Here is a 24,307-nt window from a genome sequence, read left to right on the forward strand (position 1 = left end):
GTATTACTTCGCGTCCCCGCACACGAACGCATGCAGATCATGCGCGAAGCCGTCCAGCTCCTCGCTGATCTGCCGCACGTAGCGGCCGAGCACGTTGTACGCGAGCACGGCAGGAATCGCGACGACGAGCCCGAACGCCGTCATGATGAGCGCCTCGCCGACGGGACCCGCGACATTTTCGATCATCGCCTGCCCGCTCGCCGCGATGCTCCCGAGCGCGTGATAGATGCCCCACACGGTGCCGAGCAAGCCGACGAACGGCGCCGTCGCGCCCACCGACGCAAGCAGAACCTGTCCGAATTCCAGCCGCCGCTGCGAGCGCAGCAACGCCTGACGCAGCGCACGCAACACGCGCTCGCTGCGCTCCACGCGTGCGAGCAGCGCGCCCGGCACTTCCGCCTCCGCCGCGTGCCACGCCGCTTCGGCGAGCGGCAGAAACACACGCTCGCGATCCGCGCGCTGCAACGCGCCGACGCCGTCCTTGAGACTCGCCGCCTGCCAGAATCGCTGCAACGCGCGCGGACCCTGCCACTTGGCGCGCACGATCACCCACGTCTTGACGAGCAAAAAGCACCAGCTCGCCAGCGACATCGCGAGCAGCACGCCCGCGACCGCATGCGTGACGGCATCGCCGCTTTGCAGATAGTGGATTACGCCCGTCGCCGCCATCGTTGGAAAAATGGGGATTAGCGCAGACCGAGCACGTCTTGCATGTCGAAGAAGCCGGTCTTGTGCCCTTCGAGGAAGCGCACCGCCCGCAGCGCGCCCTGCGCATAGGACAGGCGGCTCGCCGACTTGTGCGTGATCTCGACGCGCTCGCCGATGCCCGCGAACAGCACCGTGTGATCGCCGACGATATCGCCGCCGCGAATCGCCGAGAAACCGATGGTCGACGGGTCGCGCTCGCCGGTCACGCCTTCGCGCGCATAAACGGCGCAGTCCTTGAGATCGCGCCCGAGCGCGTTCGCGACGACTTCGCCCATCGCGAGCGCGGTGCCGGACGGCGCATCCACCTTATGCCGATGATGCGCCTCGATAATCTCGATGTCGTAGCCCTGCGCGAAGTGCTTCGCCGCGTATTCGAGCAGCTTGAGCGTCACGTTCACGCCCACGCTCATGTTCGGCGCGAACACCACGCCGATCTTCTCGCCGGCCTGCCTGAGCTGCGCCTTCTGCTCTTCCGAGAAACCGGTCGTGCCGATGACCATCTTCACGTTGTGACGCAGCGCCGCTTCCAGATGCGTCAGCGTGCCTTCGGGGCGCGTGAAGTCGATCAGGTAATCGGCATCGGCGAAAACGCGTTCGATGTCATCGGTGAGTTTCACGCCCGTGGTCTTGCCGAGAAACGCGCCCGCGTCCTGCCCGAGCTGTTCGACGCCCGGACGGTCGAGCGCGCCGACGAGTTGCGCGTCGGGATCGTTGAGAACGGTTTCGATCAGCATCCGGCCCATGCGGCCCGACGCCCCGGCAATGGCGATCTTCATGACTGTCTCGTGTTGACCGCGCGGCTCGCGCGCGGCTTGAGTGATGTGACGCCGCAGCGCCAACGCAATGCGAAATCCGGCCGGGAAGCGCGCCACTGCGCGCGCGCCCGCCGGACTGCCCGCGTTACTGCGGCATGGTGAACTGCGCTTGCCCGCCCGCCGTGGCAGGCGCGGGCGACGTGCTCGCCGGACCCACTGCGCTGCTGTCCGGAATGTTGATCGTCTGCGGCTTGCGTTGCAGCTGGATCTGCGAATTGCCGCCCTGCGGGCCTGCGCCCGGCGCCGCGCCCGCGGTTTGCGGCACGTTCGCGCGCACCGACGACTGCGTGCGGCCCGTGGGCATTTCGACTTGCGCGGTCGCGCGATTCGCGGCCTGCGCGGCCTGCTGATTCGCATCGCCGGCAAAAGCGGCCGCCGTGTTCGGCTGCGTGGACGGCTCACCGGCAGGCGCCGTCACCGCCGCTCCCGATGCCGCCACGCCCGACGCCGCCGCGACCGCTGCCGGCGCTGCGACAGGCTTCGCGACCTTCACGCCCTTGTCGCCGTCGATTTCGGCGAGCAGTTCGAGATTCGACGGCAAGTTCTCGCCGCCCGACCAGCTCACCACGCGATCGCTCGCGAAGTTCACGACGAAGTCACGCTGCTGCACGACCGAGGTCGAACCGCGCTTGAAATAAAACACGTAGTCCCAGCGGTCCGCGTGGAACATGTCGGTGAGAAGCGGTGTGCCGAGCAGCGTCCGGACCTGTTCGCGCGACATGCCGACCTGCATCTGGCTTGCTGCTTCCTGCGAAACGAAGTTGCCCTGCACGACCGTGATGCGATACGGCGTGATGCTTTGCGCGATCTTCTGCGTGACGCTGTCGTACGTCGAGCAACCCGCCAGCAACGCGGCGAGGGTTGCTGCGATGATGGTTCCCCGCATGCGACGGCTCTCCCTGCAATTCGATAAAAATTTTGAGAACATTTCACCTTTCGCGCACAGCGCCAGAAGGCCGTGCTCTTCCTTCAGTTCTTCATCCGGTAACGCTCAGATGTCAGGATTCAGAAAAACGCATTACTATGAGAACCTTGAATTGTACTCTAGGGATGCCTAGCCATGACCAATCCCGCCGATCTCAAAAATATCGGGCTTAAGGCGACCCTGCCCCGCCTCAAGATTCTGGAGATCTTCCAGCACAGTCCGGTGCGGCATCTGACGGCCGAAGACGTGTATCGCAATCTGCTGAGCGAAGAGCTCGACATCGGGCTCGCGACGGTTTATCGCGTGCTCACGCAGTTCGAGCAAGCCGGCCTCTTGTCCCGAAGCAATTTCGAATCGGGCAAGGCGGTCTTCGAGCTGAACGAAGGTTCGCATCACGATCACCTCGTGTGCATCGACTGCGGTCGTGTCGAAGAATTTTTCGATGCGGAAATCGAGCGCCGCCAGCAATCGATCGCGAAAGAGCGCGGCTTCAAGCTGCACGAGCATGCGCTCGCGCTGTACGGCGCGTGCACGAAGGAAAACTGCCCGCACCGCAAGCATTGAGCGGTTCGCGCCCCATGCGGCGCGCGATGCGAGAACCGCCGTCCATCGGCTTCGATGGACGGCGGTTTCGTTTCGTCCGTACACAGAGGAATTCGCGGTTGCGGACATTCCATCGATAGAACGGCACTTCTCGCGACGGCCGATGTCATAGCGACGGTCCCCAGCTCTCGATAGCCGCCCAAGGCTTCGATCGGCTTTCGGCGGACCTGCAAATAGCCGAACGTAATAGGAGTCACGTCGATGGACGTCCAACAACTCGTATCAGACTTCCTGTCCTCGTCGCACGGGGCGCAGGCCACGCAAGCGCTCACCGATCAGGGATTCAGCCCCGAAGATAGTCAGCAAATGCTCAGCACAGCTGCGGAAACGGCGCACGCGCACGCTGAAGAACAAGGCCAGGGCCTCTTGGGCGATCATCCCGGCAAGAGCTTTTTCGCGGCATTTGCTGCGGGTCTCGTGCGCGGCGACGGCTTCTTCAAGTCGCTCGGAGAAGGCGGCGAAGGCGTGCTGACCGGGCGCATCGCCGAATCGATCGGTGCACGCATGGGCCTCGACCCGGGCACGGCATCGACGGTTGCGGCGGCGGCCACGCCATACGTCATATCGTTCCTGCGCGAGAAGTTCGCCTAAACGCGAAGCAAAAAACAAAGCCGCTCCGAGGAGCGGCTTTGTCGTTCAGACGGCGAAAAAACCAGCTATTTCGCCTTGCTTCGCCTTACTTTGCATTGGCCAGCGCGACCGCCGTATCCAGCATGCGGTTCGAGAAGCCCCACTCGTTGTCGTACCAGCTCGACACCTTCACGAGACGGCCCGAGACCTTCGTGAGCGTCGAATCGAACGTCGACGAAGCCGGGTTGTGGTTGAAGTCGACCGACACCAGCGGCGCGTCGTTGTAGCCGAGGATGCCCTTCAGCTCCCCTTCCGCCGCTTCCTTCATGATCTTGTTGACTTCTTCCACCGTCGTGTCGCGCGCGGCGATGAACGACAGATCCACCACCGACACGTTGATGGTCGGCACGCGGATCGCGTAGCCGTCCAGCTTGCCGTTCAACTCCGGCAGCACGAGGCCGACCGCCGATGCCGCGCCCGTCTTCGTCGGGATCTGGCTATGCGTGGCCGAGCGCGCGCGGCGCAGGTCTTCGTGATACACGTCGGTCAGGACCTGATCGTTCGTGTACGCGTGGATGGTGGTCATCAGGCCGTTCACGAGGCCAATCTTGTCGTTCAGCGGCTTGACGAGCGGCGCGAGGCAGTTCGTCGTGCACGACGCGTTCGAGATGACCGTGTCCGATGCCTTCAGCACGTTGTGGTTCACGCCGTACACGATGGTCGCGTCCACGTCCTTGCCGCCCGGCGCGGAGATGATGACCTTCTTCGCGCCGCCCTTGATGTGCGCGCTCGCCTTTTCCTTCGTCGTGAAGAAGCCGGTGCACTCCATCACCACGTCCACGTTCAGCTCGCCCCACGGCAGTTCGGCCGGGTTGCGGTTCGCCAGCACGCGGATTTTGTCGCCGTTGACGACGAGGTAATCGCCATCCACCGACACTTCGCCCGGGAACTTGCCGTGCGCGGTGTCGTATTGCGTGAGGTGCGCGTTGGTCTTGGCATCGCCGAGATCGTTGATGGCGACGATCTCGATGTCATGCTTCTTGCCGTTTTCATACAAGGCGCGCAGCGTGTTGCGGCCGATCCGGCCGTAGCCGTTGATTGCAACGCGAATCGTCATGGTCTATCTCCTTGGCTTAAAAAACCTTTCGCTGACGCAGCGTCACGCGGCGGCCAGAACGGCCTTCGCCGTCGCGACGACATTCTCCACCGTGAAGCCGAAATGCTTGAAGAGCGCACCGGCCGGCGCGGATTCGCCGAACGTGTCGATGCCCACCACGCCGCCTTCCAGGCCCACGTACTTGCGCCAGAAATCCGTCACGCCCGCCTCGATCGCGACGCGCGCGACGCCCTTCGGCAGCACGCGCTCGCGATACTCGGCGTCCTGCTTGTCGAACACGTTGGTGCAGGGCATCGACACGACGCGCGCGCCGATGCCTTCCTTCGCCAGCGCCTCGACCGCCTGCATCGCAAGCTGCACTTCCGAGCCGGTTGCGATGAGGATGATCTTGCGCGCCGGGATGTCGTCGTTCCAGTCGTGCAGCACGTAGCCGCCCTTCGCGATGTTCGCGATCTGGATATCGTTGCGCGACGAGAACTGCAGGTTCTGGCGGCTGAAGATCAGCGTCGACGGGCCTTCGTGCTCGATCGCGTGCGTCCAGGCCACCGCCGTTTCGACGGTATCGGCCGGGCGCCACGTCTGCAGTTGCGGAATCAGGCGCAGGCTCGACACGTGTTCGACCGACTGGTGCGTCGGGCCGTCTTCGCCCAGGCCGATGGAATCGTGCGTGAACACGAAGATCGACCGCGACTTCATCAGCGCGGCGACGCGCAGCGCGTTGCGGCTGTAGTCCGAGAAGGTCAGGAACGTGCCGCCGAACGGACGGAAGCCGCCATGCAGCGCGATGCCGTTGATCGCTGCGCTCATGCCGAATTCGCGCACGCCGTAATTGATGTGATTGCCCCACTGGATGCCCGCGTGGCCCGCGTTCGCGTTTTCCGCGTCGCCGGCGGCGCGCACGGCTTTGGACGCCTTCCAGTTGGTCAGATTCGAACCCGTCAGGTCAGCCGATCCGCCGAGCAATTCCGGCAGCGCGGCAGCGAGACCTTCGATGGCGTTCTGCGATGCCTTGCGCGTCGCGATGGTTTCGGCGCGCTGGTTCGCGTCCTCGATGATCTTGGCGGCGCTCTGCTTCCAGTCCGCGGGCAGTTCGCCCTTCATGCGGCGCGCGAATTCGTCGGCTTGCTGCGCGTACTTCGCGCGATACGCGTCGAACGCCTTGTTCCACTCGCTTTCGGCGCGCTGGCCCTGTTCCTTGCCGTCCCACGCCGCATAGACTTCCTGCGGAATGAGGAACGGCTCGTAGCTCCAGCCGATCGCCGCGCGCGTCGCCGCGATCTCGTCGCCGCCGAGCGGAGCGCCGTGCGCGTCGTGACCGCCCGCCTTCGTCGGCGCGCCCTTGCCGATGACCGTGCGACAGCAGATCAGCGTCGGCTTGTCGGACTTCTTGGCCTGCGCGATGGCGGCATCGACGGCATCGACGTTGTGGCCATCGACGCCGCGGATCACGTTCCAGCCATAGGCTTCGAAGCGCTTCGGGGTGTCGTCGTGGAACCAGTGCTCCACGTGGCCGTCGATGGAAATGCCGTTGTCGTCGTACAGCGCGATCAGCTTGTTCAGCTTCAGCGTGCCCGCGAGCGAGCAGGCTTCGTGCGAGATGCCTTCCATCAGGCAACCGTCGCCCAGGAAGACGTAGGTGTAATGGTCGACGATCTTCGCGTCGGCCTTGTTGAACTCGGCGGCAAGCAGCGCTTCGGCGAGCGCCATGCCCACCGCGTTGCCGACGCCCTGCCCGAGCGGGCCGGTGGTCGTCTCGACGCCCGGCGTGATGCCCACTTCGGGATGGCCCGGCGTCTTCGAATGCAGCTGGCGGAAGTTCTTCAGCTCGCTCATCGGCAGGTCATAGCCGGTGAGGTGCAAGAGCGCGTACAGCAGCATGGAGCCGTGACCGTTCGACAGCACGAAACGATCGCGATCGAACCAGTGCGGGTTCGCCGGGTTGTGCTTCAGATGGCGCGACCACAGCGCGACGCCAATTTCAGCCATGCCCATCGGCATGCCGGGGTGACCGGAGTTGGCTTGTTGAACGGCGTCCATGGCGAGCGCGCGGATTGCGTTGGCCATGAGGGCGGTCGGGCTGGAAGTCGGGATCGTCATGTCGGGTGTCGGCGGCTACGAGAGCTTTGTGGCAGGTGCTGAAATGATCCACGGTGCTTCTTGCCGCATGCCTTCAGCCGATGCTTTCGCACCGGACGCCGGCCCTGCGGCGAACCACGAGTACACCATGTTTTCAGGACCGGAACGACGAGAAACGACGAGGATCGGGAGTCGGTCATTCTAGCAGACCGGTCCGATCGACAGGCGTGCGGCAGCGCTCGGAACGCCGCGCTTCGGTCAGTTCGATGCGGGCATGCGGCGTGCAGCGAGCGCGCCCGGCGGGAGCGCGAGCGCGCCGGTTTCGCGCGTCGTGGCAAAATGCCCGTCAATTGACTGTGCAACGAAGCTCGAAGGAGTGCTTTCGATGACCGATCCCCGCCCCGCCGATGTCCCCTGGTTGACGCCCTATCTCACCGTGCGCGACGCGCGCGTGAGCATCGCGTTTTACGAGAAGGCGCTCGGCTTCGCGGTGCGCGACAGCGTCAACGACGACGGCACGATCATCCACGTCGAGATGACGTATCGCGGGCAGTTGATCGTGATGTTCGCGCCCGAAGGCGCGTACGGATCGCAGGCGCGCACGCCGAAGAGCGCGGGCCAGATGGCGCCGCAGTCCTTTTACCTTTATGTCGACGACGTCGACGCCACGTACGCCCAGGCGCTCGCCGTCGGCGCGAAGCCGCTGATCGAGCCGCAGGACCAGTTCTGGGGCGACCGTTTCGCGCAGATCGAAGACCCGGACGGGTATCGCTGGGCGCTGGCGCGGCATCTGCGCTGACCGTTTTCTCACGCTTTCATGCCACGTTTCTACGTCGAAGGCCCGCTCGCGGCGGGCCACACCCTTTCCCTTCCCGATGATGTCGTGCGCCACGTCCAGGTGCTGCGCCTTTCGACCGGCGACGCGATCACGCTCTTCGACGGCACGGGCGGCGAGTATCACGGCGAACTCGTCGATATCGCCAAGCGCACCGCGCTCGTTCGCATCGATACGCATAGCGGCCGCGAGGCCGAGCCTCCGTATCGCGTGACGCTCGCGCAGGGCGTCGCGGGCGGCGACAAGATGGACTGGCTCATCGAGAAGACGGTCGAACTGGGCGTCGCGGGCATCGCGCCGCTGACGGCCGAGCGCGGCGTCGTGCGGCTCGCGGGCGAGCGCGCGCTGCGTCGTCAGGCGCACTGGCAGGCGCTCGTGCGCGCGGCGTGCGAGCAGTGCGGACGCAATCGCGTGCCGGAAGTCGCGCCGCCGCGCGATCTGTCGGCGTGGCTCGCGGACTTGCCGGCTGCATCGGATGGAGATTTGCGCCTTTTGCTGTCGCCGCGCGCCGAAGTAACGTTCGATGCGCTGCCCGTCGAGCCGCCGCGCGGCCACGTGACGCTCGTGATCGGACCGGAAGCCGGTTTTTCGCCGAAAGAAGAGCGCGATATCGTCGATGCCGGGTTTTCCTCGCTCGGCCTCGGACCGCGCGTGCTGCGCACGGAAACGGCGGGTATCGCGGTGCTGGCAGCGCTGGCGGCGCGCTGGGGCGGCTGGTGACGCGCGGCTAACTCATTGCCGCAGAAACGAAAACAGCCCGGCGAGCGTGCTCGCCGGGCTGTTTTCGTTCGAATGCTAGCGCGTCAGACGAACGAATAAAAAACGCGGAATGCCACGCGCCGCTCGGCCCAGAATTCGGCGGCATCGCGGAACACGTCGAGCAGCGTCTCGCGCCCTTCCTTGTCGAACTTCTGCGCGATCGGCAGTTGTTCCAGCACGATTACGAAGCCCGGCTGCGATCCCGCCTTGTGCACGAGGTCGGTCAGGCAGTCGTACAGCGCGTCGTAGTTCTTGCCGAAGTGCTTGGGAAACAGGAACGACAGCGCGATGGTCTCCAGCACTTCCTGTTTGCTTTGCGCCTGGCCGAGATACGCATACAGAAAATGCTGGCCGAGGCGATTGGCTTCGTCGGCGAGTTCCTGCACGCGGAAGGCGCGTATCGACTGCACGATGTTCGGCCGCACCGTCGCGAAAAGAGACTCCGATTCCTCCTGCGGATGGGCCTCCGCCTCCGGATTCGGGGGCGGATTCGGCTCGTCATCGGGTCTGTTGTCGTGTTCTATCATGCGTAGCCGCAATACTCGCTGGAACAGGTTGCCATCGCCGGTGGCGAAAAGATCACCCGCGACGCCGTTGTCGTGCGCGTAGATGTTGTCGCTCATGCCGTTAATCCCTATTTATCCCGCAATGCGTTTAAAACTGGCGTAGTGGTCGTCCGAGTAGTAGCAATCGTCTGTCTGCCGCTTCGGGCCACCGCATACGATCCGGCGCGCACCGCGATCCCGCGCGCGCGGCGTGGGGACTGTGTATTCGTGGTAGTAGCCGCGTGGATGCCGCGGCAGCAAACGCTCGCGATTGCCGAATACGACGCCGTCCTTCTCGAAGGGAAACGGGCCGCCCGCTTCGATCAGCCGCAATGTCTCGACCGCTTGCCTGGGCAGTTGCGCGACGCTGATCGTCCCGGGGTCCTTGCCGCGCGCCTGACTGGGAGCAGGCTGTTCGGCGCCCGAAGGAGCGACTGCCGCATCCGGCCCTGCCGACGCCTTCCCTGTCTGATTAGACTGCTGGGCGGCCGTTTGCGTTTCCGACACGCCGCTCCGAGATTCGTCTTTGCCGCAACCGCCCAGAACAAGGCTGAAAGCGACGATGCAGGCGAACGCCGATGCGCGCTTCACGAAAAGATTGCCCCCGCGTTGAAACCGATTTCGACGACCATGAAAGATGTAAGGGTATCGCTAATGACTGGACGAAGCAACGTTCCGCGGGATTTCGGAAATTTTTTCTCAACTCCGCCCGGCGCACCACCTTCCGTCCGAGCAAAAGCGGTCGTTTTTAGCCTAAATCTGAGAGACTTTTCAACCGTACAAGCTAGAATTTATCGCCGTAGGGATTGAAACCTCTGGACGAGTTGCCTCACTTGTCGCCAGTTTCGCGCGGTGCGCTTCACCGTGATGCTCTGCACTTTGGGGAGGGGCGATCCCCTTGCCTCTGCCCCAAGGCGTGCCCGCACCGCGGCACGCTTTTTTTTTGCGCCAAAACAAAACGCGGCAGGTTCGACCCTGCCGCGTTGAGCGTGTTACCGCGCGTTGCCGCGCTGAACAGCGAGTGCTTTAGCGCGCGGCCGTCGTATCCGCCACCAGCAGCGCGGTCATGTTGACGATCCGCCGCACGGTGGCCGAAGCCGTCAGCACGTGCACCGGCTTCGCTGCGCCGAGCAGAATCGGGCCGATGGCGATACCGCTTCCCGCCGCCGTCTTCAGCAGGTTGTACGAGATGTTCGCCGCGTCGATATTCGGCAGGATCAGCAGGTTCGCATCGCCTTCGAGCGTCGATTCGGGCAGCACTTCCTTGCGCAAACGCGCATCCAGCGCGACGTCGCCGTGCATCTCGCCGTCCACGTCGAGATCGGGCGCGCGCTCCTTCAGGATGGCGAGCACGTCGCGCATCTTCTGCGCGGTCGGCGCGTTGCTCGTGCCGAAGTTCGAATGCGACAGCAGCGCGATCTTCGGCACGATGCCGAAGCGCTTCACTTCTTCCGCCGCGAGAATCGTGATTTCGGCGAGCTGCTCGGGCGTCGGATCGACGTTCACGTGCGTATCGACGATGAAAATCTGGCGGCCCGGCAACACGAGCGCGTTCATCGCCGCGTAGACATTGCAGCCGTCCTTCTTGCCAATCACCTGATCGATGAAATGCAGATGCCGGTGCGTGGTGCTCACCGTGCCGCAGATCATGCCGTCCGCTTCGCCCTTCTTGACGAGCATGGAGCCGATCAGCGTCGTGCGGCGGCGCATTTCGAGCTTCGCCATCTGCTGGCTGATGCCCTTGCGCGCCATCATCTGGTAATAGGTTTGCCAGAAGTCGCGGTAGCGTTCGTCGTGGTCCGTATCGACGACGGTGAAGTCCACGCCCGGCGTCAGGCGCAGGCCGAACTTCGTGATGCGCTGCTCGATGACCGCCGGACGGCCGATGAGAATCGGCTTGGCGATCTTTTCATCGACGGCGATCTGCACCGCGCGCAGCACGCGCTCTTCCTCGCCTTCCGCGAACACGATGCGCTTCTTCTCCGGCTCGACGCTGCGCGCGAGCTGGAACACGGGCTTCATCGTCGTGCCGCTGTGATAGACGAACTGCTGCAAGTGCTGCTCGTAGGCGTCCATGTCCTCGATGGGACGCGTCGCCACGCCGGATTCCATCGCGGCCTTCGCCACGGCCGGCGCGATCTTCACGATGAGACGCGGATCGAACGGCTTCGGAATCAGATATTCCGGACCGAACGACAGATCCTGAATGCCATAAGCCGTCGCGACAATATCGCTTTGCTCCTGACGCGCCAGTTCCGCGATCGCGTTCACGGCCGCGATTTCCATTTCCTTCGTGATCGTGGTCGCGCCTGCATCGAGCGCGCCGCGGAAGATGAACGGGAAGCACAGGACGTTGTTGACCTGATTCGGGTAATCCGTGCGGCCCGTGGCGAGCACCGCATCCGGACGCACTTCCAGCGCGAGTTCCGGCAGGATTTCGGGCGTCGGATTGGCGAGCGCGAGAATGAGCGGCTTTGCGGCCATGCCCTTCACCATCTCCTGCTTCAGCACGCCGCCCGCCGAGAGGCCGAGGAACACGTCCGCGCCTTCGATGACTTCGGCGAGCGTGCGCGCGCTGGTTTCGCGGGCGAAGCGCTCCTTGTCCGGGTCCATCAGTTCGACGCGGCCCTTGTAGACCACGCCGGCCAGGTCCGTCACGTAGATGTTCTCGAGCTTCATGCCGAGATCGACGAGCAGATCGAGACATGCGAGCGCCGCAGCGCCCGCGCCGGACGCGACGAGCTTCACTTCGCCGATGTTCTTGCCGACCACCTTCAGCCCGTTCGTGACCGCCGCCGCCACGACGATGGCCGTGCCGTGCTGGTCGTCGTGGAAAACGGGAATCTTCATGCGCTTGCGCGCTTCACGCTCGACGATGAAGCAGTCCGGCGCCTTGATGTCTTCCAGATTGATGCCGCCGAAAGTCGGCTCGAGCGCGGCGATCACGTCGACGAGCTTGTGCGGATCGGTTTCGTTCAGCTCGATATCGAACACGTCGATGCCCGCGAACTTCTTGAACAGCACCGCCTTGCCTTCCATGACCGGCTTCGACGCGAGCGGCCCGATATTGCCGAGCCCGAGCACCGCCGTGCCGTTCGTCACGACGCCGACCAGATTGCTGCGCGCCGTGAAGCGCGCCGCGTTCAGCGGGTCCGCGACGATTTCTTCGCACGCGAACGCCACGCCCGGCGAATAGGCGAGCGCGAGATCGCGCTGGTTGATCATCTGCTTGGTCGGAGCGATCGCGACCTTTCCGGGTGTCGGAAACTCGTGATAATCGAGCGCGGCTTCGCGCAACTTCGTATTGGCGGGAGTCGTCATAAGGCGGGCAAAAAGTGCGGGAATTAGAATAGAGATTCGAACGCATTGTAGCGCCAAACCCTTACGGTTTCGGGATCACAGTCCGTGCATTTCGGCTACAAGTGTCATGACCGTAGAACGTCTGATCGCCTAGCGGGGCAAGGCTCGCAGCGCATCGCCTTGTTTTTTCGAGACAAACGCAGCGGGTTTGGCTTATCCGGATTCGCGCTTCGTCCGTCATGTCGTTTTCTTCTTGCAGCGCACAAAATCATTCATTGCCGACGATGCCCTCCGAGTTCTCACTGATCGATCGATTCTTCGCACGCCGCGCGAAAGCGCCCGCGCCACGTCATGACGAAGCGCCGCTCGGCATCGGCGACGACTGCGCGCTGATCGCCCCGCCTGCGGGCCATCAGCTCGCAATTTCGACGGACATGCTCGTGGAAGGCCGCCACTTCTTTGCCGATGTCGATCCGCACGCGCTCGGCCACAAGGCGCTTGCCGTCAACCTGTCCGATCTCGCCGCGATGGGCGCGAAGCCGCACGCGTTCACGCTCGCGCTCGCGTTGCCGCGCGCCGACGAAGCGTGGCTCGAAGCCTTCAGCGACGGCATGTTCGCGCTGGCCGAACGCCACGACTGCGCGCTCATCGGCGGCGATACGACCGGCGGGCCGCTCAACATCTGCATCACCGTGTTCGGCGACGTGCCGAACGGCGCCGCGCTGCGCCGTGACGCCGCGCGGCCCGGCGACGACATCTACGTGTCCGGCGTGCTCGGCGATGCACGCGCCGCTCTTGGCGCGATGCGCGGCGAATGGCCGGCGCCGGCCGATGCGGCGCCGGCATGGCGGCGTGCGCTCGAACGCCCGGAACCGCGCGTCGCGCTCGGCATGGCGCTCTGCGGCGTCGCGCACGCGGCGCTCGATATTTCCGACGGCCTCGCCGGCGACCTCATGCACATCCTCGAACGTTCGTACATGCGCGCAACCGTCGATGCGGACGCCGTGCCCTGCTCGGCCGCCGTGCGCGCGCTGCCCGACGCCGCGCGCCGCCGATGCACGCTCGCGGGCGGCGACGACTACGAGCTTTGCTTCACCGCGCCGCCATCGGCGCGCGAATCGCTTGTTCAAATTGCGATGCGGTTGAACGTGCCGCTGACCCGCATCGGTAAAATCGAGACTTCCGGTTCGCCGGACATTGCCTGGCGCGACGGCGCGGGCGCACCGCTTTCCCTGACGTTGCAAGGCTTCGACCACTTTCATGCAGACTGACCCGACCGTAGCGAGCGCGCCCGAGCGCCCGCGCCCCGCGCCGCGCAAGGCGACCGCGCGCTTCATGCTCAACCATCCGGTGCATATTCTTTCGTTCGGCTTCGGCAGCGGGCTTTCGCCCATCGCGCCGGGCACCGCCGGAACGCTGTTCGCGTGGGCGTCGTTCGTCGCGTTCAACCGGCATCTGACGGTCGCGGAATGGGGCGCGCTGATCGTCGTGGGCTTCATCGCGGGATGCGGCTTCTGCAGCTTCACGGCGAAGAAGATGAACGTGGCGGACCCGTCGGCGGTGGTGTGGGACGAAATCATCGCGTTCTGGCTCGTGCTGCTGTTCGTCACGCCCGCGACCTTCACCGGACAGTTGTGGGCGTTCATCGTGTTCCGCTTCTTCGACATGGTGAAGCCGCCGCCCATCCGCTATTTCGACCGCCGTTTGAAAGGCGGCTTCGGCATCATGTTCGATGACCTCGTCGCCGCGTTTTTCACGCTGCTCGTCATTGCGCTGTGGCGCATGACGGTCTGACGTTTTTCGATTCCCCTTGTCTGCGAGACACGCCATGGCAACCGATACCGTCGTTCACCAACTCGCGATCCGCGCCGGCAACAAGCTGCGCGACGAACGGCTGATGCTCGCCACCGCCGAATCGTGCACGGGCGGCATGGTCGCGGCCGCGATCACGGACATCTCGGGCAGCAGCGCATGGTTCGAGCGCGGTTTCGTCACGTATTCGAATCTCGCGAAAACGGAGATGATCGGCGTGCCCGCCGCGATGATCGAGCAACACGGCGCGGTGAGCGAACCCGTCGCGAAAGCGATGGCCGAGGGCGCGCTGCGCAACAGCCGCGCGCAGGTGTCCGTGTCGATCACGGGCGTCGCGGGTCCGGCGGGCGGCAGCGAGGCGAAGCCCGTCGGCACCGTGTGCTTCGCGTGGAGCAACCGGCTGCACACGGCGGTCGAAACGCAGCATTTCAAGGGCGATCGCGAGCAGGTCCGCACGCAGGCGGCGGCGCACGCGCTGAGAGGACTGCTGGAATTTCTGGACCGTCGCGAACGGTAAAGCGCTGAACGAAGTGAGCTTATGAGCAAGACCCAACGCGAATCGGCCGATTGGCCCGCATGCAGTGAAGATCAGGTGGCCCAATGGATGGGCCGCTCCACATTCGACAAGGCGCTCGGTTATATCGGCGCCGTTTCCCAAATCCGCGTATTCGACGGCATCCTGTGCGCCAACGTGAAGGGCACGCAGACGCTGCCCTATTCCGTCGAGATCGTGTTCCGCAACGGCAAGCCGCACGGCTCCTGCTCGTGCCCCGTCGGATACGGCTGCAAGCACGTGGCCGCGACGCTGCTCGCGGCCATCGGGCTTCGGGAACAGGCATCGAAAAAAGGCGTGCGCCCGGAAGTCGAGACTTGGCTCTCGGGCTTTCGCGCGAAGGCGGAAGAGGCGCAACGCGCGCAACTTTCGCAGGACACGGGGCGCAAGCCCGCGAGCGGCGCGGTTCATCGCGTGCTGTATGTGCTCGCGCCCGTGCCGTTCGAAGAGCAGGCTTTCGAAGTCTCGATGCTGAAGGCGCGGCTCGGCGTGGATGGCGCCATTCGCGCGACCGAAAGCTGGCAGCCGAACTATCAGGCGTGGCAGAACCCGCCGAAGTTTCTGACGCCGGAAGACGACGCCATTCTCCGCGCGCTGAGAAACGAATCCAGTTATTCCGATGGTCGTTACGCCGTGCTCGGCGCGAAAGGCGCGCAAGTCTGGAGGATGATGCTCGGGACCGGCCGGCTTTTCTTCGAAGAGGACAGCCACGCGCCGCAGCTCACCGCGCCCTTGCGCGAAGGCGCGCGCCGCGTGGCCGCGATCGAATGGATGCCGCTCGACGGCGACATGATCCGTCCGCTGCTCGCCATCGATCCCGACGCCGATGTCCTCTTGCGCACCGAACCGCTGTGGTACGTCGATGCGCTCGCGAACGAAACCGGCGCCATCGACGCGCCGATCCCCGACACGCTGCTCGCCGATTACCTCGACATGCCGCCGCTGACGATGCGCGAAAGCGCCGTCGTGCGGGCATCGCTGAGCGAATTCGCGCCTACGCTTCCCGCGCCGCCGGCGAGCGTCAAGTCGGGGCTGCGCACCGTCGATGTCGCGCCGGTGCCGGTGCTCACGCTGGACACGGTCGCGCTGGAGCCGCCGCGCAAGCTTAACGCGCCGGCCATCGAACTCGACTTGGCGTCGCTCGGATTCGATTACGAGGGCATCGTCGTTCCGGCAAACAGTCCGGACGTGCTCGTGCCGATGCCCGGCGGCGAGCTGGTCGAAATCACGCGTCACGCGGACATCGAGCAAAGCTGCATTCGCCGCCTGACCGACGCCGGCCTGCAATCCATCTCCACCGCGCCCGCGAGCCGCGAGGAAATGCGTTACGCGGGCGGCTTCATCATGCACGGGCGCGATGCGTGGCAGCCGTTCATCGACACGCTGGTTCCCGCGTTGCGCGAAGCGGGCTGGCGCGTGGTGATCGCGCGCAATTCGCGGTTCGACGCGATCGAAGTCGAAGCCATCGAGGGCGTCGCGCACGCGAGCGATGCCGGCTGGTTCGACCTCGAACTCGGCATCACGGTGGAGAAGCGGCCCGTTCGCCTCGAACCGCTGCTGGCGGACCTGCTTCAGCGCGATTCGCGCTGGCTGAACGGCGGCGTGGACGTCATCGACGATGCCGAGCCGATTCCCTTCCGCACCGACGAAGGCCGGCGCTTCCGGCTGCGCGCGGCGCGGCTCAAGCCGCTCGTGCGCACGCTGATCGACCTGTTCGACGCCCGCACGCTCGACGAAGGCGCGCCCTTGCGCCTGCCCACGCTCGAAGCCGGCCGCCTGACGGAACACGACGAAACGCTGCGCTGGCAGTTCCACGGCGACACCTCCGTGCTCGAACTCGCTCGACGCCTGCGCGGCGTCAGCGGTCCTCGCCGGATCGAGCCGCCGAAGGCTTTGAACGCGCAACTGCGCGACTATCAGCTCGACGGCCTGGACTGGATGCAATTCCTGCGCGAACACGGCCTCGCCGGCATCCTCGCCGACGACATGGGCCTCGGCAAGACGGTGCAGACGCTCGCGCACATCCTCACGGAAAAGGAAGCGGGGCGGCTGGATCGTCCGGCGCTGATCGTCGTGCCGACCACGCTCGTCAACAACTGGCAGGACGAAGCGCGGCGATTCGCGCCGTCACTGAAGCTGCTGAATCTGCACGGGCGCGAGCGGCAGCAGCGCTTTGCGTCGATCGCGGAGCACGATCTCATCATCACCACGTATCCGCTGCTGTGGCGCGATCACGAAGCGCTCGCGCTCAACGACTATCACCTTCTGATTCTCGACGAAGCGCAATACGTGAAGAACGCGTCGAGCAAGGCGGCGGCGATCATTCGCACGATCGGCGCGCGTCACCGGCTGTGTCTCACCGGCACGCCGCTGGAAAATCATCTCGGCGAGTTGTGGTCGCAGTTCGACTTCCTGCTGCCGGGCTTTCTCGGCACGCAGAAAGACTTTACTAGCCGCTGGCGCAAGCCCATCGAGAAACAGAACGATCGGACGCGCCGCGACCTGCTCGCGCGCCGCGTGCGGCCGTTCATGCTGCGCCGCCGGAAAGACGATGTCGCGACCGAGCTTCCCGCGAAGACGACCATCGTGCGCACGGTGGATCTCGAAGGCGCGCAGCGCGATCTGTACGAAACCGTGCGATCGGCGATGCATGAGAAAGTCCGCGACGCCATCGCGAAACAGGGCTTCGCGCGCAGCCACATCCTGATGCTCGACGCGCTCCTGAAGCTGCGGCAAGTCTGTTGCGATCCGTCGCTCGTGAAGCTCGCGGGCGCGAAGCTGGTGAAGCAATCCGCGAAGCTCGAGATGCTGATGGAGATGCTGCCCGCGCTCATCGAAGAAGGCCGGCGCGTGCTCGTGTTCTCGCAGTTCACCGGCATGCTCGCGATCATCGCGGCGGCGCTCGACGACGCGGGCATCGCCTATGTCACGCTGACGGGCGATACGGCCGACCGCGCCGCGCCCGTGCGCGCGTTCCAGTCGGGCGAAGCGCCGATCTTCCTGATCAGCCTGAAGGCGGGCGGCGTCGGCCTGAATCTCACCGCCGCCGATACCGTCATTCACTACGATCCGTGGTGGAATCCCGCCGCCGAGAATCAGGCGACGGACCGCGCGCATCGCATCGGGCAGGAAAAGCCGGTGTTCGTCTACAAGCTGGTGGCGACCGGCAGCATCGAAGAGAAGATTCTGGAGATGCAGGAGAAGAAAGCGGCGCTCGCGGCGGGCATTCTGTCCGAGGACGCGGGCGCGGTGGCCCGGTTCTCGGAAGAGGACATCGCCGCGCTTTTCACGCCGATGCCCGACGCGTAAGCGTGTTCACCGATACGCGTTGATCGTGTCGCGCGTCTTCTGCGCGGCGGCGGCTGCGGCGGCCGCGTAGTCGTCGCCCTTGCCGGCGTAGATGATGGCGCGCGACGAGTTGATGAGCATGCCCGCGCCGTTCGCGGTGCGGCCGGCGCGCACGGTGGCTTCGACATCGCCGCCTTGCGCGCCGATGCCCGGAATCAGGAGCGGCATGTCGCCGACGATGCCGCGCACCGCTTCGATTTCCTTCGGAAAGGTCGCTCCGACGACGAGCCCGAGTTGGCCCTTGTCGTTCCACTTCTCGGCCGCAAGCTGCGCGACGACCTGATACAGCGGCTTGCCATCGGCGGTGTTCAGGAATTGCAGGTCCGAGCCGCCCGCGTTCGACGTGCGGCACAGCACGATCACGCCCTTGCCGTCATGCGCGAGATACGGCTCGATCGAATCGAAGCCCATGTACGGATTCACCGTCACCGCGTCCGCGCGATAGCGTTCGAACGCCTCGCGCGCGTACTGCTCGGCGGTGCTGCCGATATCGCCGCGCTTCGCATCGAGAATGACGGGAATGCCGGCGTGTTTATCGTGAATATGCGCGATCAGCGCTTCGAGCTGGTCTTCCGCGCGATGCGCCGCGAAGTACGCGATCTGCGGCTTGAACGACGACGCGTACGGCGCGGTGGCGTCGACGATGGTCTTGCAGAATTCGAAGATCGCGTCGGCGCGGCCGTTGAGCGCGCCCGGAAACTTCGACGGCTCGGGATCGAGGCCGACGCACAGGAGCGATTGAGTCCGCGACCACGCGGCGTTGAGCGATTGAATGAAGGACATGGGAAGAGTCGATGAACGTCGATGCCACGCATTTTAGCTTGCGCGCGATCAACGTCCCTTCGCCGCTCCGCCGAATTCAGCGCGCCAGCGCCGCGCGGGTCCGCGCCTTCGACCCCGCCCGCGTGCGCGGCCTGCCCCGCCGCGCCGCTTGTCCGGTGCGCTCGACGGTGAAGCGAAACTCACGCGCGAGCCGCTCGCCGGGTGCAAGCACGGTCATGCCGTTCGCCTCGCCGCCGCCGGGAAGATTCACCGCGTTGATCGGATGATCGACCGGCTCGAAGCAGAAAAAGTCCTCGCCGGGCGGCGCGTAGAGCACGTAGTAATCGGTGTCGGCGGCGATCGTGAGCGAGAGGCGGCGCTTCGGCCACAACACGCTCGTGCGTCCGCTCCAGCCGGTGAACGCGTTGTTCACCATCTCCGACGGCATCGGATACGCCACGCCGAACTGCCACGCGGGCGGCGCGGGAACGTGACGCACCGGCAGCCAGTCGTCGCCACACAGCCACAAGCCGCCCGCCGCGGCGGACAGTTCGGTATCGGCTTCGCGCATGAGAAACGGATGCAGCCCGAGGCCGAAGGGCAGCGCTTCGTCGCCGGTATTGCGTATGTCGAGCGCGACGGTGAGCGTCGCTTCTTCGAGCGTGTAGGTCTGCGTCGCGCGGAACGAATACGGCTTGCCGTCGCGGCGATCGAGCGTGAGCCGCACGTGCGCCGCGTCCTCTTCCTCGACATCCCACGCGCCGAGCCAGCCGTCGCCGTGCAGCGGCAACGGTTCGTCGGGGCGATTGCGCGGCACGTCGATCGCGCGTCCGGAGAACTCGAACTGCCCGTTGCCGATGCGGTTCGAATACGGCAGCAGCGGATAACACGCGAGTTCGTTCGGATCGGTGCCCGGGCCGGGATCGGCGCACGGCCGGAAAATCGGCACGAGGCCGCCTTCGTGACGCCAGTCGAAGCGCGTGATGCCGCCGCCGAGCGCCGGCGCGACGTCGAGCCGCAAATGCGCGTTCGCCAGCGTGATGCAACCTTCGACGCCCGCGCCGCCAATCGCGACGACCGCCGTGCTCGGGCCGGGCCGTATCGGCGGTTCGGCGGCGGCGGCGAGACGCGAGCGGCGTGCGTTCGCCTGCGCGGAGGATGTCGTCGATGCGGGTTTCAGCCTTTGCTCCGTGCGCGCAACAGTCATGACTCGTGCTCCATCGAGAGGCGACCGACCCGGCGTTGCCGGGGCCAGAGCGGGCGGCGCGTCATCGTGCGCGCCGCCTCGTTTTGTGCGTTCAAGCCTTGCCCGCGAAGACCGGCTCCGCGATCCCGCGCGCACCCGGCTGCGCGGTGAAGACGCCGCCCGCGTGGGCGTCGGTTTTGAGCGCGTCGTCGCTAAGGCCGCCGCGCGCGGTCGTGATGAAAAGCGTATCGAGCGATGCCCCACCGAACGCCACGCAACTCGGCTGCGCGCTCGGCACCGCGATGCGCGCCGTCTCGCGGCCATCGGCGGCGTAACGCACGACGCGCCGCCCGGCCCACTGCGCGTTCCACAGACCGCCATCGGCATCGACGGTGGAGCCGTCCGGAAAGCCGGTGTCGTCCGAAAGCTCGGCGAACACGCGCTGATTGTGAAAGCTCGGGTAATCGCACGCGCGAATCTGGCGCGTGGGCGTATCGCAGTAATACATCGTCGCGCCGTCCGGGCTGAACGCCGTGCTGTTGTTGATCGCGAAGTTGCCGAGCGGCAGGCGTTCCAGGGACAAATCCAGGTTCAGCCGATAAAACCCGCCGATCGGCTGCGCGTCGTCCACATCATGCTTGGTGCCGAACACGAAACGCCCTTCGCGGTCGCAGCGGCCGTCGTTGAGGCGCGTCGGCAGATCGGCTTCGACTTCGACGATCGTCTCGATCCTGCCGGACGCGATCTCGAAGAACGCGAGCCGCGACGCGAGACCGAGCAGCAGCACGCCGGGATCGGCGCACATCGCGAAGCACCCGAGGCGCTCGGGCATCTCGAACGATTCGGTCGCGCTGTCGCCGCTCTTGCGCGGATCGTGCCGAAACAGGCGCTTGCCTTCGATATCCGTCCACCAGAAGCGCCCGCCCGCCGCGCACCACGTCGCGCCTTCGCCGAGCGTGCATTTGCTGTCGATCAGAAGCTGCGCGTCGCGTGCGTTCATCAAACCCATCCTCCGTCGATGATCATGTCCTGCGCCGTCATCATGCTGCTGTCGTCGGAGGCGAGAAAAAGCGCCGCGCGCGCGAGATGCGACGGCAGCAGTTCGCCGTCGATGCACTGGTTCTGCTTCACCGCGATCTTGCCGGCTTCGTCGAACCAGAGGCGCTTCTGCTTTTCCGTCATCACCCAGCCCGGCACGAGCGTGTTCACGCGGATGCCGTACTGGCCGAGATCGCGCGCGAGGCCGCGCGTCATGCCCTGCACCGCCGATTTCGCCGAAAGATACACGGGAATGCGGCTGTTCTTGATCATCCAGCTCACCGAGCCGAGATTGATGATGGAGCCGCCGCCGAGCTGCTTCATGTCGTCGATGACCGCCTGCGCCGCGAAGAACTGATGCCGCAGATTCACGGCGATGCACGCATCGTAGTACTCGGGCGTCACTTCCTCGATCGTATGGCGCTTGTCGTTGGCCGCGTTGTTGACGAGCACGCCGATCGGTCCGAGCGCGCTGCGCACATCGGCGATGCCCTGACGCAATGCATCGATGTCGGTGAGATCGACGCGCAGGAACATCGGGCGCGAGCGGTCCGTGCCCAGATCCGCGCCCAGGCGGTCGGCGAGCGCTTCGCCCGCGTCGGTATCGATATCGAAGAACGCGACCTTCGCGCCCTGATCGAAGAAATGCTCGACGAAGGCCGCGCCGATGCCGGTCGCGCCGCCGGTGATGAGCACCGTCTTGCCGGCGAGGCTCGGAAAGCGCGCGAGTTTGCTGTCGATTGCGTTGTCGTTCATGAGTTAGTCCCGCGATCCGCGATTCTTCAACTGGTCGAGCAACACGGCGGCGAGCAGGATCGCGCCGCGCACGAGGTACTGGTAGAACGCGTCGATGTTGAGCAGGTTCATCACGTTCTCGACGGTCCCCATGATGAGCACGCCGATCACCACGCCCGAAATCGTCGCGCGCCCGCCGAGCAGCGACACGCCGCCCAGCACGCATGCCGAAATCACGTTCAGTTCGAAGCCTTGCGCCGCGTTCGGCTGTCCGGACGTGATCCGCGATGCAAGGATAACCCCGGCGAGCGCCGTCACCGCGCCCTGAATCAGGAAAATCCACACGCGCGTGCGTTCGACGTTGATGCCCGCGAGCCGCGACGCCTCGGGATTGCCGCCGATGGCGAGCGTATTGCGGCCGTACACGGTCTGGTTGAGCAACACGCCGAACACGATGAAACACGCGAGCGTGACCCAGATCGGCAGCGAAATGCCGAGCACGGTGAGGCCGCCGAGTTCGATGAACGTATCCGACGACACGCCCACTGCCTGCCCGTGCGACACGATGAAGCCGAGTCCGCGCACGATTTCCATGGTCGCGAGCGTGGTGATCAGCGCGTTGATGCGCAGATACGCGATCACCGCGCCGTTCACGAAGCCGATCACCGAGCCTGCCGCCACCGCCGCGATGATCGCGATGAACGTGTTGTTGGTCGCGTTCAGCACCATCGCGCAGAGCACGCCCGCGAACGCGATCGTCGATCCGACGGACAGGTCGAAGTCGCGCGAGGCGAGGCAGAACATCATCGTGCAGGCGACCATGCCGATCTGCGAGATCGAGAGCGCGAGGCCCAGCATGTTCTCGATGGAGAAGAAGTGGTCGACGCTCAGCGACATCGTGACGAACATCACGATGAAGATGACGATCAGGCTGTACTCGGTGATCTGCTGCCACCACTTCTGCTTGTCGTTCTTCTGCGGGATCAGCGCGTTCGCGACCGTTTCGCTCGCCTGTCCCACGATGTTTTCTCTTGCTTCCATGATTCGCTCCTCTTTTCTTTACGCGGCCTGGGCGACCGTCTCCGCCTGCGGCAGTGCGAGACTCAGCACCGATTGTTCGCTCGCCTGCCCGCGCGGCAATTCGCCCGCGATGCGCCCCTGCCGCATCACGACGATCCGGTCGGACACGCCGAGCACTTCCGGCAACTCCGACGAAATCATCACGATGGCGCAGCCGCGCTCGGCCAGCTGATAGATCACGTTGTAGATTTCGTGCTTCGCGCCGACATCGATCCCGCGCGTCGGTTCATCGAGGATCACGACTTTCAGGTCCGGCTCCGCGAGCCAGCGCGACAGAATCGCCTTCTGCTGATTGCCGCCCGACAGAAAGCGGATGCGCTGCCGGCGGCTCGGCGTCTTGATCTTCAGCAGCTGAATGAAGCGGTCCGCCGTCTGCGCTTCCTTCTTGCGGTCGAGAAACAGCCCCGCGCGCAGGTAATGACGGCGGCACGAGATGTTGATGTTCTCCGCGACCGTCGCCATCGCGACGATGCCCTCTTCCTTGCGATCCTCCGGACACAGCACGATGCCGTGACGGATCGCCTCGCCCGTGCTGCGCACCTTGATCGGCTGGCCGTCGAGCTGGATGGTGCCGTCCTTCTTCTTGTCCGCGCCGTACACGAGGTGCATCAGTTCGCTGCGGCCCGCGCCGACAAGCCCGAAGAAGCCGACGATCTCGCCGCGCCGCACTCCGAAGTTCGCGGGCGCGGAAAGCGCATCGCCTTGCAGATTCTTCACCGCGAAGCGCACGTCGCCGAGCGGCCGCGCGCGATAGTTATAGATGTCGCTGATCTCGCGCCCGACCATCTCCTGCACGAGCGTGTCGCGCGGCACCTCGGCAAGCCGCGTATGCGACGCGATCTTGCGGCCGTCGCGGAAAATCGTGCACGCGTCGCACAGTTCGTAAATCTCGTCCATGCGATGCGAGATGTAGATCAGCGCACGCTTGTCCGCCTTCAGATCGCGCACGAGCTTGAACAGCACTTCCGTCTCGCGATGCGACAGCGACGAAGTCGGTTCGTCGAGCGCAATCACGCGCGCGTTACGCAGCAGCGCCTTGCAGATTTCGACCATCTGCCGCTGCGCGATGGAGAGCTTGCGCAGCTTCGCGTTCGGATCCAGATCGACGCCCATCGCCGCTAGCCGCTCGCGCACGTGCTTTTTTGCCGCGCTCTTGTTCACCCAGCCGAGCCGGTTCGGCAACGCGCCGAGCAGCAGGTTTTCGGACACGGTCAAGTCCGGCACGTACTGCAATTCCTGGTGAATCACGGCGACGCCCGACGCAATGGACGCCGCCGCGCTGCCGAAATGCACTTCCTTTTCGTCGATGAGCACGCACCCCGAATCGGGCTGATACTCGCCGCCGAGAATCTTGAGCAAGGTCGATTTACCCGCGCCGTTCTCGCCCATCAAGCCGTGAACTTCGCCGGCATTGACGTCGAACGACACGCCGTCGAGCGCGCGCACGCCTGGAAACACCTTGCCGATATTGTCGAAACGCAGCGTCGCTGACATATCGCCTCCTATTCTCAAGCGGACCGCACGCGCGGCCCGCTTCTCG

Annotated in this window: 22 protein-coding genes; 8 read left to right on the forward strand and 14 right to left on the reverse strand. The window is 65.0% G+C overall.

Annotated elements, in window-relative coordinates; all coding sequences use genetic code 11:
• Nucleotides 1-3: 3 nt before the first annotated feature.
• From AWB72_RS19895 to AWB72_RS19905, 3 genes are all read right to left on the reverse strand, one after another.
• Nucleotides 4-669 (reverse strand): MotA/TolQ/ExbB proton channel family protein, encoded by a 666-nt coding sequence (locus AWB72_RS19895; protein WP_040051175.1) that lies wholly within the window; start codon nt 667-669, stop codon nt 4-6.
• Nucleotides 670-686: 17 nt separating this feature from the next.
• Nucleotides 687-1,484: a 4-hydroxy-tetrahydrodipicolinate reductase gene (gene dapB, locus AWB72_RS19900; protein WP_087128651.1), complete on the reverse strand. Its 798-nt coding sequence runs from the start codon at nt 1,482-1,484 to the stop codon at nt 687-689.
• A 124-nt stretch (nt 1,485-1,608) separates the two neighbouring features.
• Nucleotides 1,609-2,409 (reverse strand): outer membrane protein assembly factor BamE, encoded by an 801-nt coding sequence (locus AWB72_RS19905; protein ID WP_040051176.1) that lies wholly within the window; start codon nt 2,407-2,409, stop codon nt 1,609-1,611.
• A 174-nt stretch (nt 2,410-2,583) separates the two neighbouring features.
• Here AWB72_RS19905 and fur point away from each other — a divergent pair, with 174 nt between their 5' ends.
• Both fur and AWB72_RS19915 read left to right on the forward strand, forming a co-directional pair.
• Nucleotides 2,584-3,012, forward strand: coding sequence for a ferric iron uptake transcriptional regulator (gene fur / locus AWB72_RS19910; protein ID WP_040051177.1), 429 nt, complete (start codon nt 2,584-2,586; stop codon nt 3,010-3,012).
• Between the two features lie 240 nt (nt 3,013-3,252).
• Complete coding sequence (locus AWB72_RS19915; protein WP_087128598.1) at nt 3,253-3,642, forward strand: hypothetical protein; 390 nt, start codon at nt 3,253-3,255, stop codon at nt 3,640-3,642.
• Between the two features lie 85 nt (nt 3,643-3,727).
• On the opposite strand, the gene gap is transcribed toward AWB72_RS19915, so the two are convergent.
• A complete protein-coding gene (gap, locus tag AWB72_RS19920; RefSeq protein WP_040051179.1) occupies nt 3,728-4,738 on the reverse strand; it encodes a type I glyceraldehyde-3-phosphate dehydrogenase in 1,011 nt (336 codons plus the stop codon).
• A gap of 42 nt (nt 4,739-4,780) precedes the next feature.
• A complete protein-coding gene (tkt, locus tag AWB72_RS19925; RefSeq protein WP_087128600.1) occupies nt 4,781-6,835 on the reverse strand; it encodes a transketolase in 2,055 nt (684 codons plus the stop codon).
• 364 nt (nt 6,836-7,199) lie between these two features.
• Between tkt and AWB72_RS19930 the strand changes: the two genes are divergently transcribed.
• Entirely contained in the window at nt 7,200-7,613 is a 414-nt protein-coding gene (locus AWB72_RS19930) for a VOC family protein (protein WP_087128653.1), read from the forward strand.
• An 18-nt stretch (nt 7,614-7,631) separates the two neighbouring features.
• The gene (locus AWB72_RS19935) at nt 7,632-8,369 is read left to right on the forward strand and encodes a 16S rRNA (uracil(1498)-N(3))-methyltransferase (RefSeq protein ID WP_087128601.1); all 738 of its coding nucleotides are present in this window, start codon (nt 7,632-7,634) and stop codon (nt 8,367-8,369) included.
• 83 nt (nt 8,370-8,452) lie between these two features.
• On the opposite strand, the gene AWB72_RS19940 is transcribed toward AWB72_RS19935, so the two are convergent.
• The 3 genes from AWB72_RS19940 to AWB72_RS19950 all read right to left on the reverse strand — a co-directional run bounded on the left by AWB72_RS19940 (nt 8,453) and on the right by AWB72_RS19950 (nt 12,274).
• Complete coding sequence (locus tag AWB72_RS19940) at nt 8,453-9,031, reverse strand: barstar family protein (protein WP_087128603.1); 579 nt, start codon at nt 9,029-9,031, stop codon at nt 8,453-8,455.
• 15 nt (nt 9,032-9,046) lie between these two features.
• Nucleotides 9,047-9,544: a ribonuclease gene (locus AWB72_RS19945; protein WP_040051183.1), complete on the reverse strand. Its 498-nt coding sequence runs from the start codon at nt 9,542-9,544 to the stop codon at nt 9,047-9,049.
• A 435-nt stretch (nt 9,545-9,979) separates the two neighbouring features.
• Nucleotides 9,980-12,274, reverse strand: coding sequence for an NADP-dependent malic enzyme (locus AWB72_RS19950; protein WP_087128604.1), 2,295 nt, complete (start codon nt 12,272-12,274; stop codon nt 9,980-9,982).
• A gap of 263 nt (nt 12,275-12,537) precedes the next feature.
• On the opposite strand from AWB72_RS19950, the gene thiL reads away from it, so the two are divergent.
• From thiL to AWB72_RS19970, 4 genes are read left to right on the forward strand one after another with little or no spacing between them, the layout of a single operon-like run.
• Nucleotides 12,538-13,524, forward strand: a complete 987-nt coding sequence (gene thiL / locus AWB72_RS19955; RefSeq protein ID WP_040051185.1) for a thiamine-phosphate kinase — start codon at nt 12,538-12,540, stop codon at nt 13,522-13,524.
• The gene (locus AWB72_RS19960; RefSeq protein WP_208863161.1) at nt 13,514-14,047 is read left to right on the forward strand and encodes a phosphatidylglycerophosphatase A family protein; all 534 of its coding nucleotides are present in this window, start codon (nt 13,514-13,516) and stop codon (nt 14,045-14,047) included. Before thiL ends, AWB72_RS19960 begins: the two co-directional genes overlap by 11 nt.
• A gap of 34 nt (nt 14,048-14,081) precedes the next feature.
• The gene (locus AWB72_RS19965) at nt 14,082-14,582 is read left to right on the forward strand and encodes a CinA family protein (protein ID WP_040051186.1); all 501 of its coding nucleotides are present in this window, start codon (nt 14,082-14,084) and stop codon (nt 14,580-14,582) included.
• A gap of 21 nt (nt 14,583-14,603) precedes the next feature.
• Nucleotides 14,604-17,927, forward strand: coding sequence for a DEAD/DEAH box helicase (locus AWB72_RS19970; protein WP_087128606.1), 3,324 nt, complete (start codon nt 14,604-14,606; stop codon nt 17,925-17,927).
• A 6-nt stretch (nt 17,928-17,933) separates the two neighbouring features.
• On the opposite strand, the gene pyrF is transcribed toward AWB72_RS19970, so the two are convergent.
• The 6 genes from pyrF to araG all read right to left on the reverse strand — a co-directional run bounded on the left by pyrF (nt 17,934) and on the right by araG (nt 24,261).
• Nucleotides 17,934-18,749: an orotidine-5'-phosphate decarboxylase gene (gene pyrF / locus AWB72_RS19975; protein WP_087128607.1), complete on the reverse strand. Its 816-nt coding sequence runs from the start codon at nt 18,747-18,749 to the stop codon at nt 17,934-17,936.
• A 76-nt stretch (nt 18,750-18,825) separates the two neighbouring features.
• The gene (locus tag AWB72_RS19980; protein WP_087128609.1) at nt 18,826-19,935 is read right to left on the reverse strand and encodes an aldose 1-epimerase; all 1,110 of its coding nucleotides are present in this window, start codon (nt 19,933-19,935) and stop codon (nt 18,826-18,828) included.
• A gap of 91 nt (nt 19,936-20,026) precedes the next feature.
• Nucleotides 20,027-20,923 carry an SMP-30/gluconolactonase/LRE family protein gene (locus AWB72_RS19985; RefSeq protein ID WP_087128610.1) on the reverse strand — a complete coding sequence of 299 codons (897 nt, stop codon included), beginning with the start codon at nt 20,921-20,923 and terminating at the stop codon, nt 20,027-20,029.
• A complete protein-coding gene (locus AWB72_RS19990) occupies nt 20,914-21,708 on the reverse strand; it encodes an SDR family NAD(P)-dependent oxidoreductase (RefSeq protein WP_040051191.1) in 795 nt (264 codons plus the stop codon). The genes AWB72_RS19985 and AWB72_RS19990 overlap by 10 nt, the downstream gene beginning before the upstream one ends.
• 3 nt (nt 21,709-21,711) lie before the next feature.
• Nucleotides 21,712-22,728, reverse strand: coding sequence for an L-arabinose ABC transporter permease AraH (araH, locus tag AWB72_RS19995; protein WP_040051192.1), 1,017 nt, complete (start codon nt 22,726-22,728; stop codon nt 21,712-21,714).
• A gap of 18 nt (nt 22,729-22,746) precedes the next feature.
• A complete protein-coding gene (gene araG / locus AWB72_RS20000; RefSeq protein WP_087128612.1) occupies nt 22,747-24,261 on the reverse strand; it encodes an L-arabinose ABC transporter ATP-binding protein AraG in 1,515 nt (504 codons plus the stop codon).
• Nucleotides 24,262-24,307: the final 46 nt, after the last annotated feature.

This window comes from Caballeronia concitans (assembly GCF_001544615.1).
Taxonomy (GTDB): Bacteria; Pseudomonadota; Gammaproteobacteria; order Burkholderiales; family Burkholderiaceae; genus Caballeronia; species Caballeronia concitans.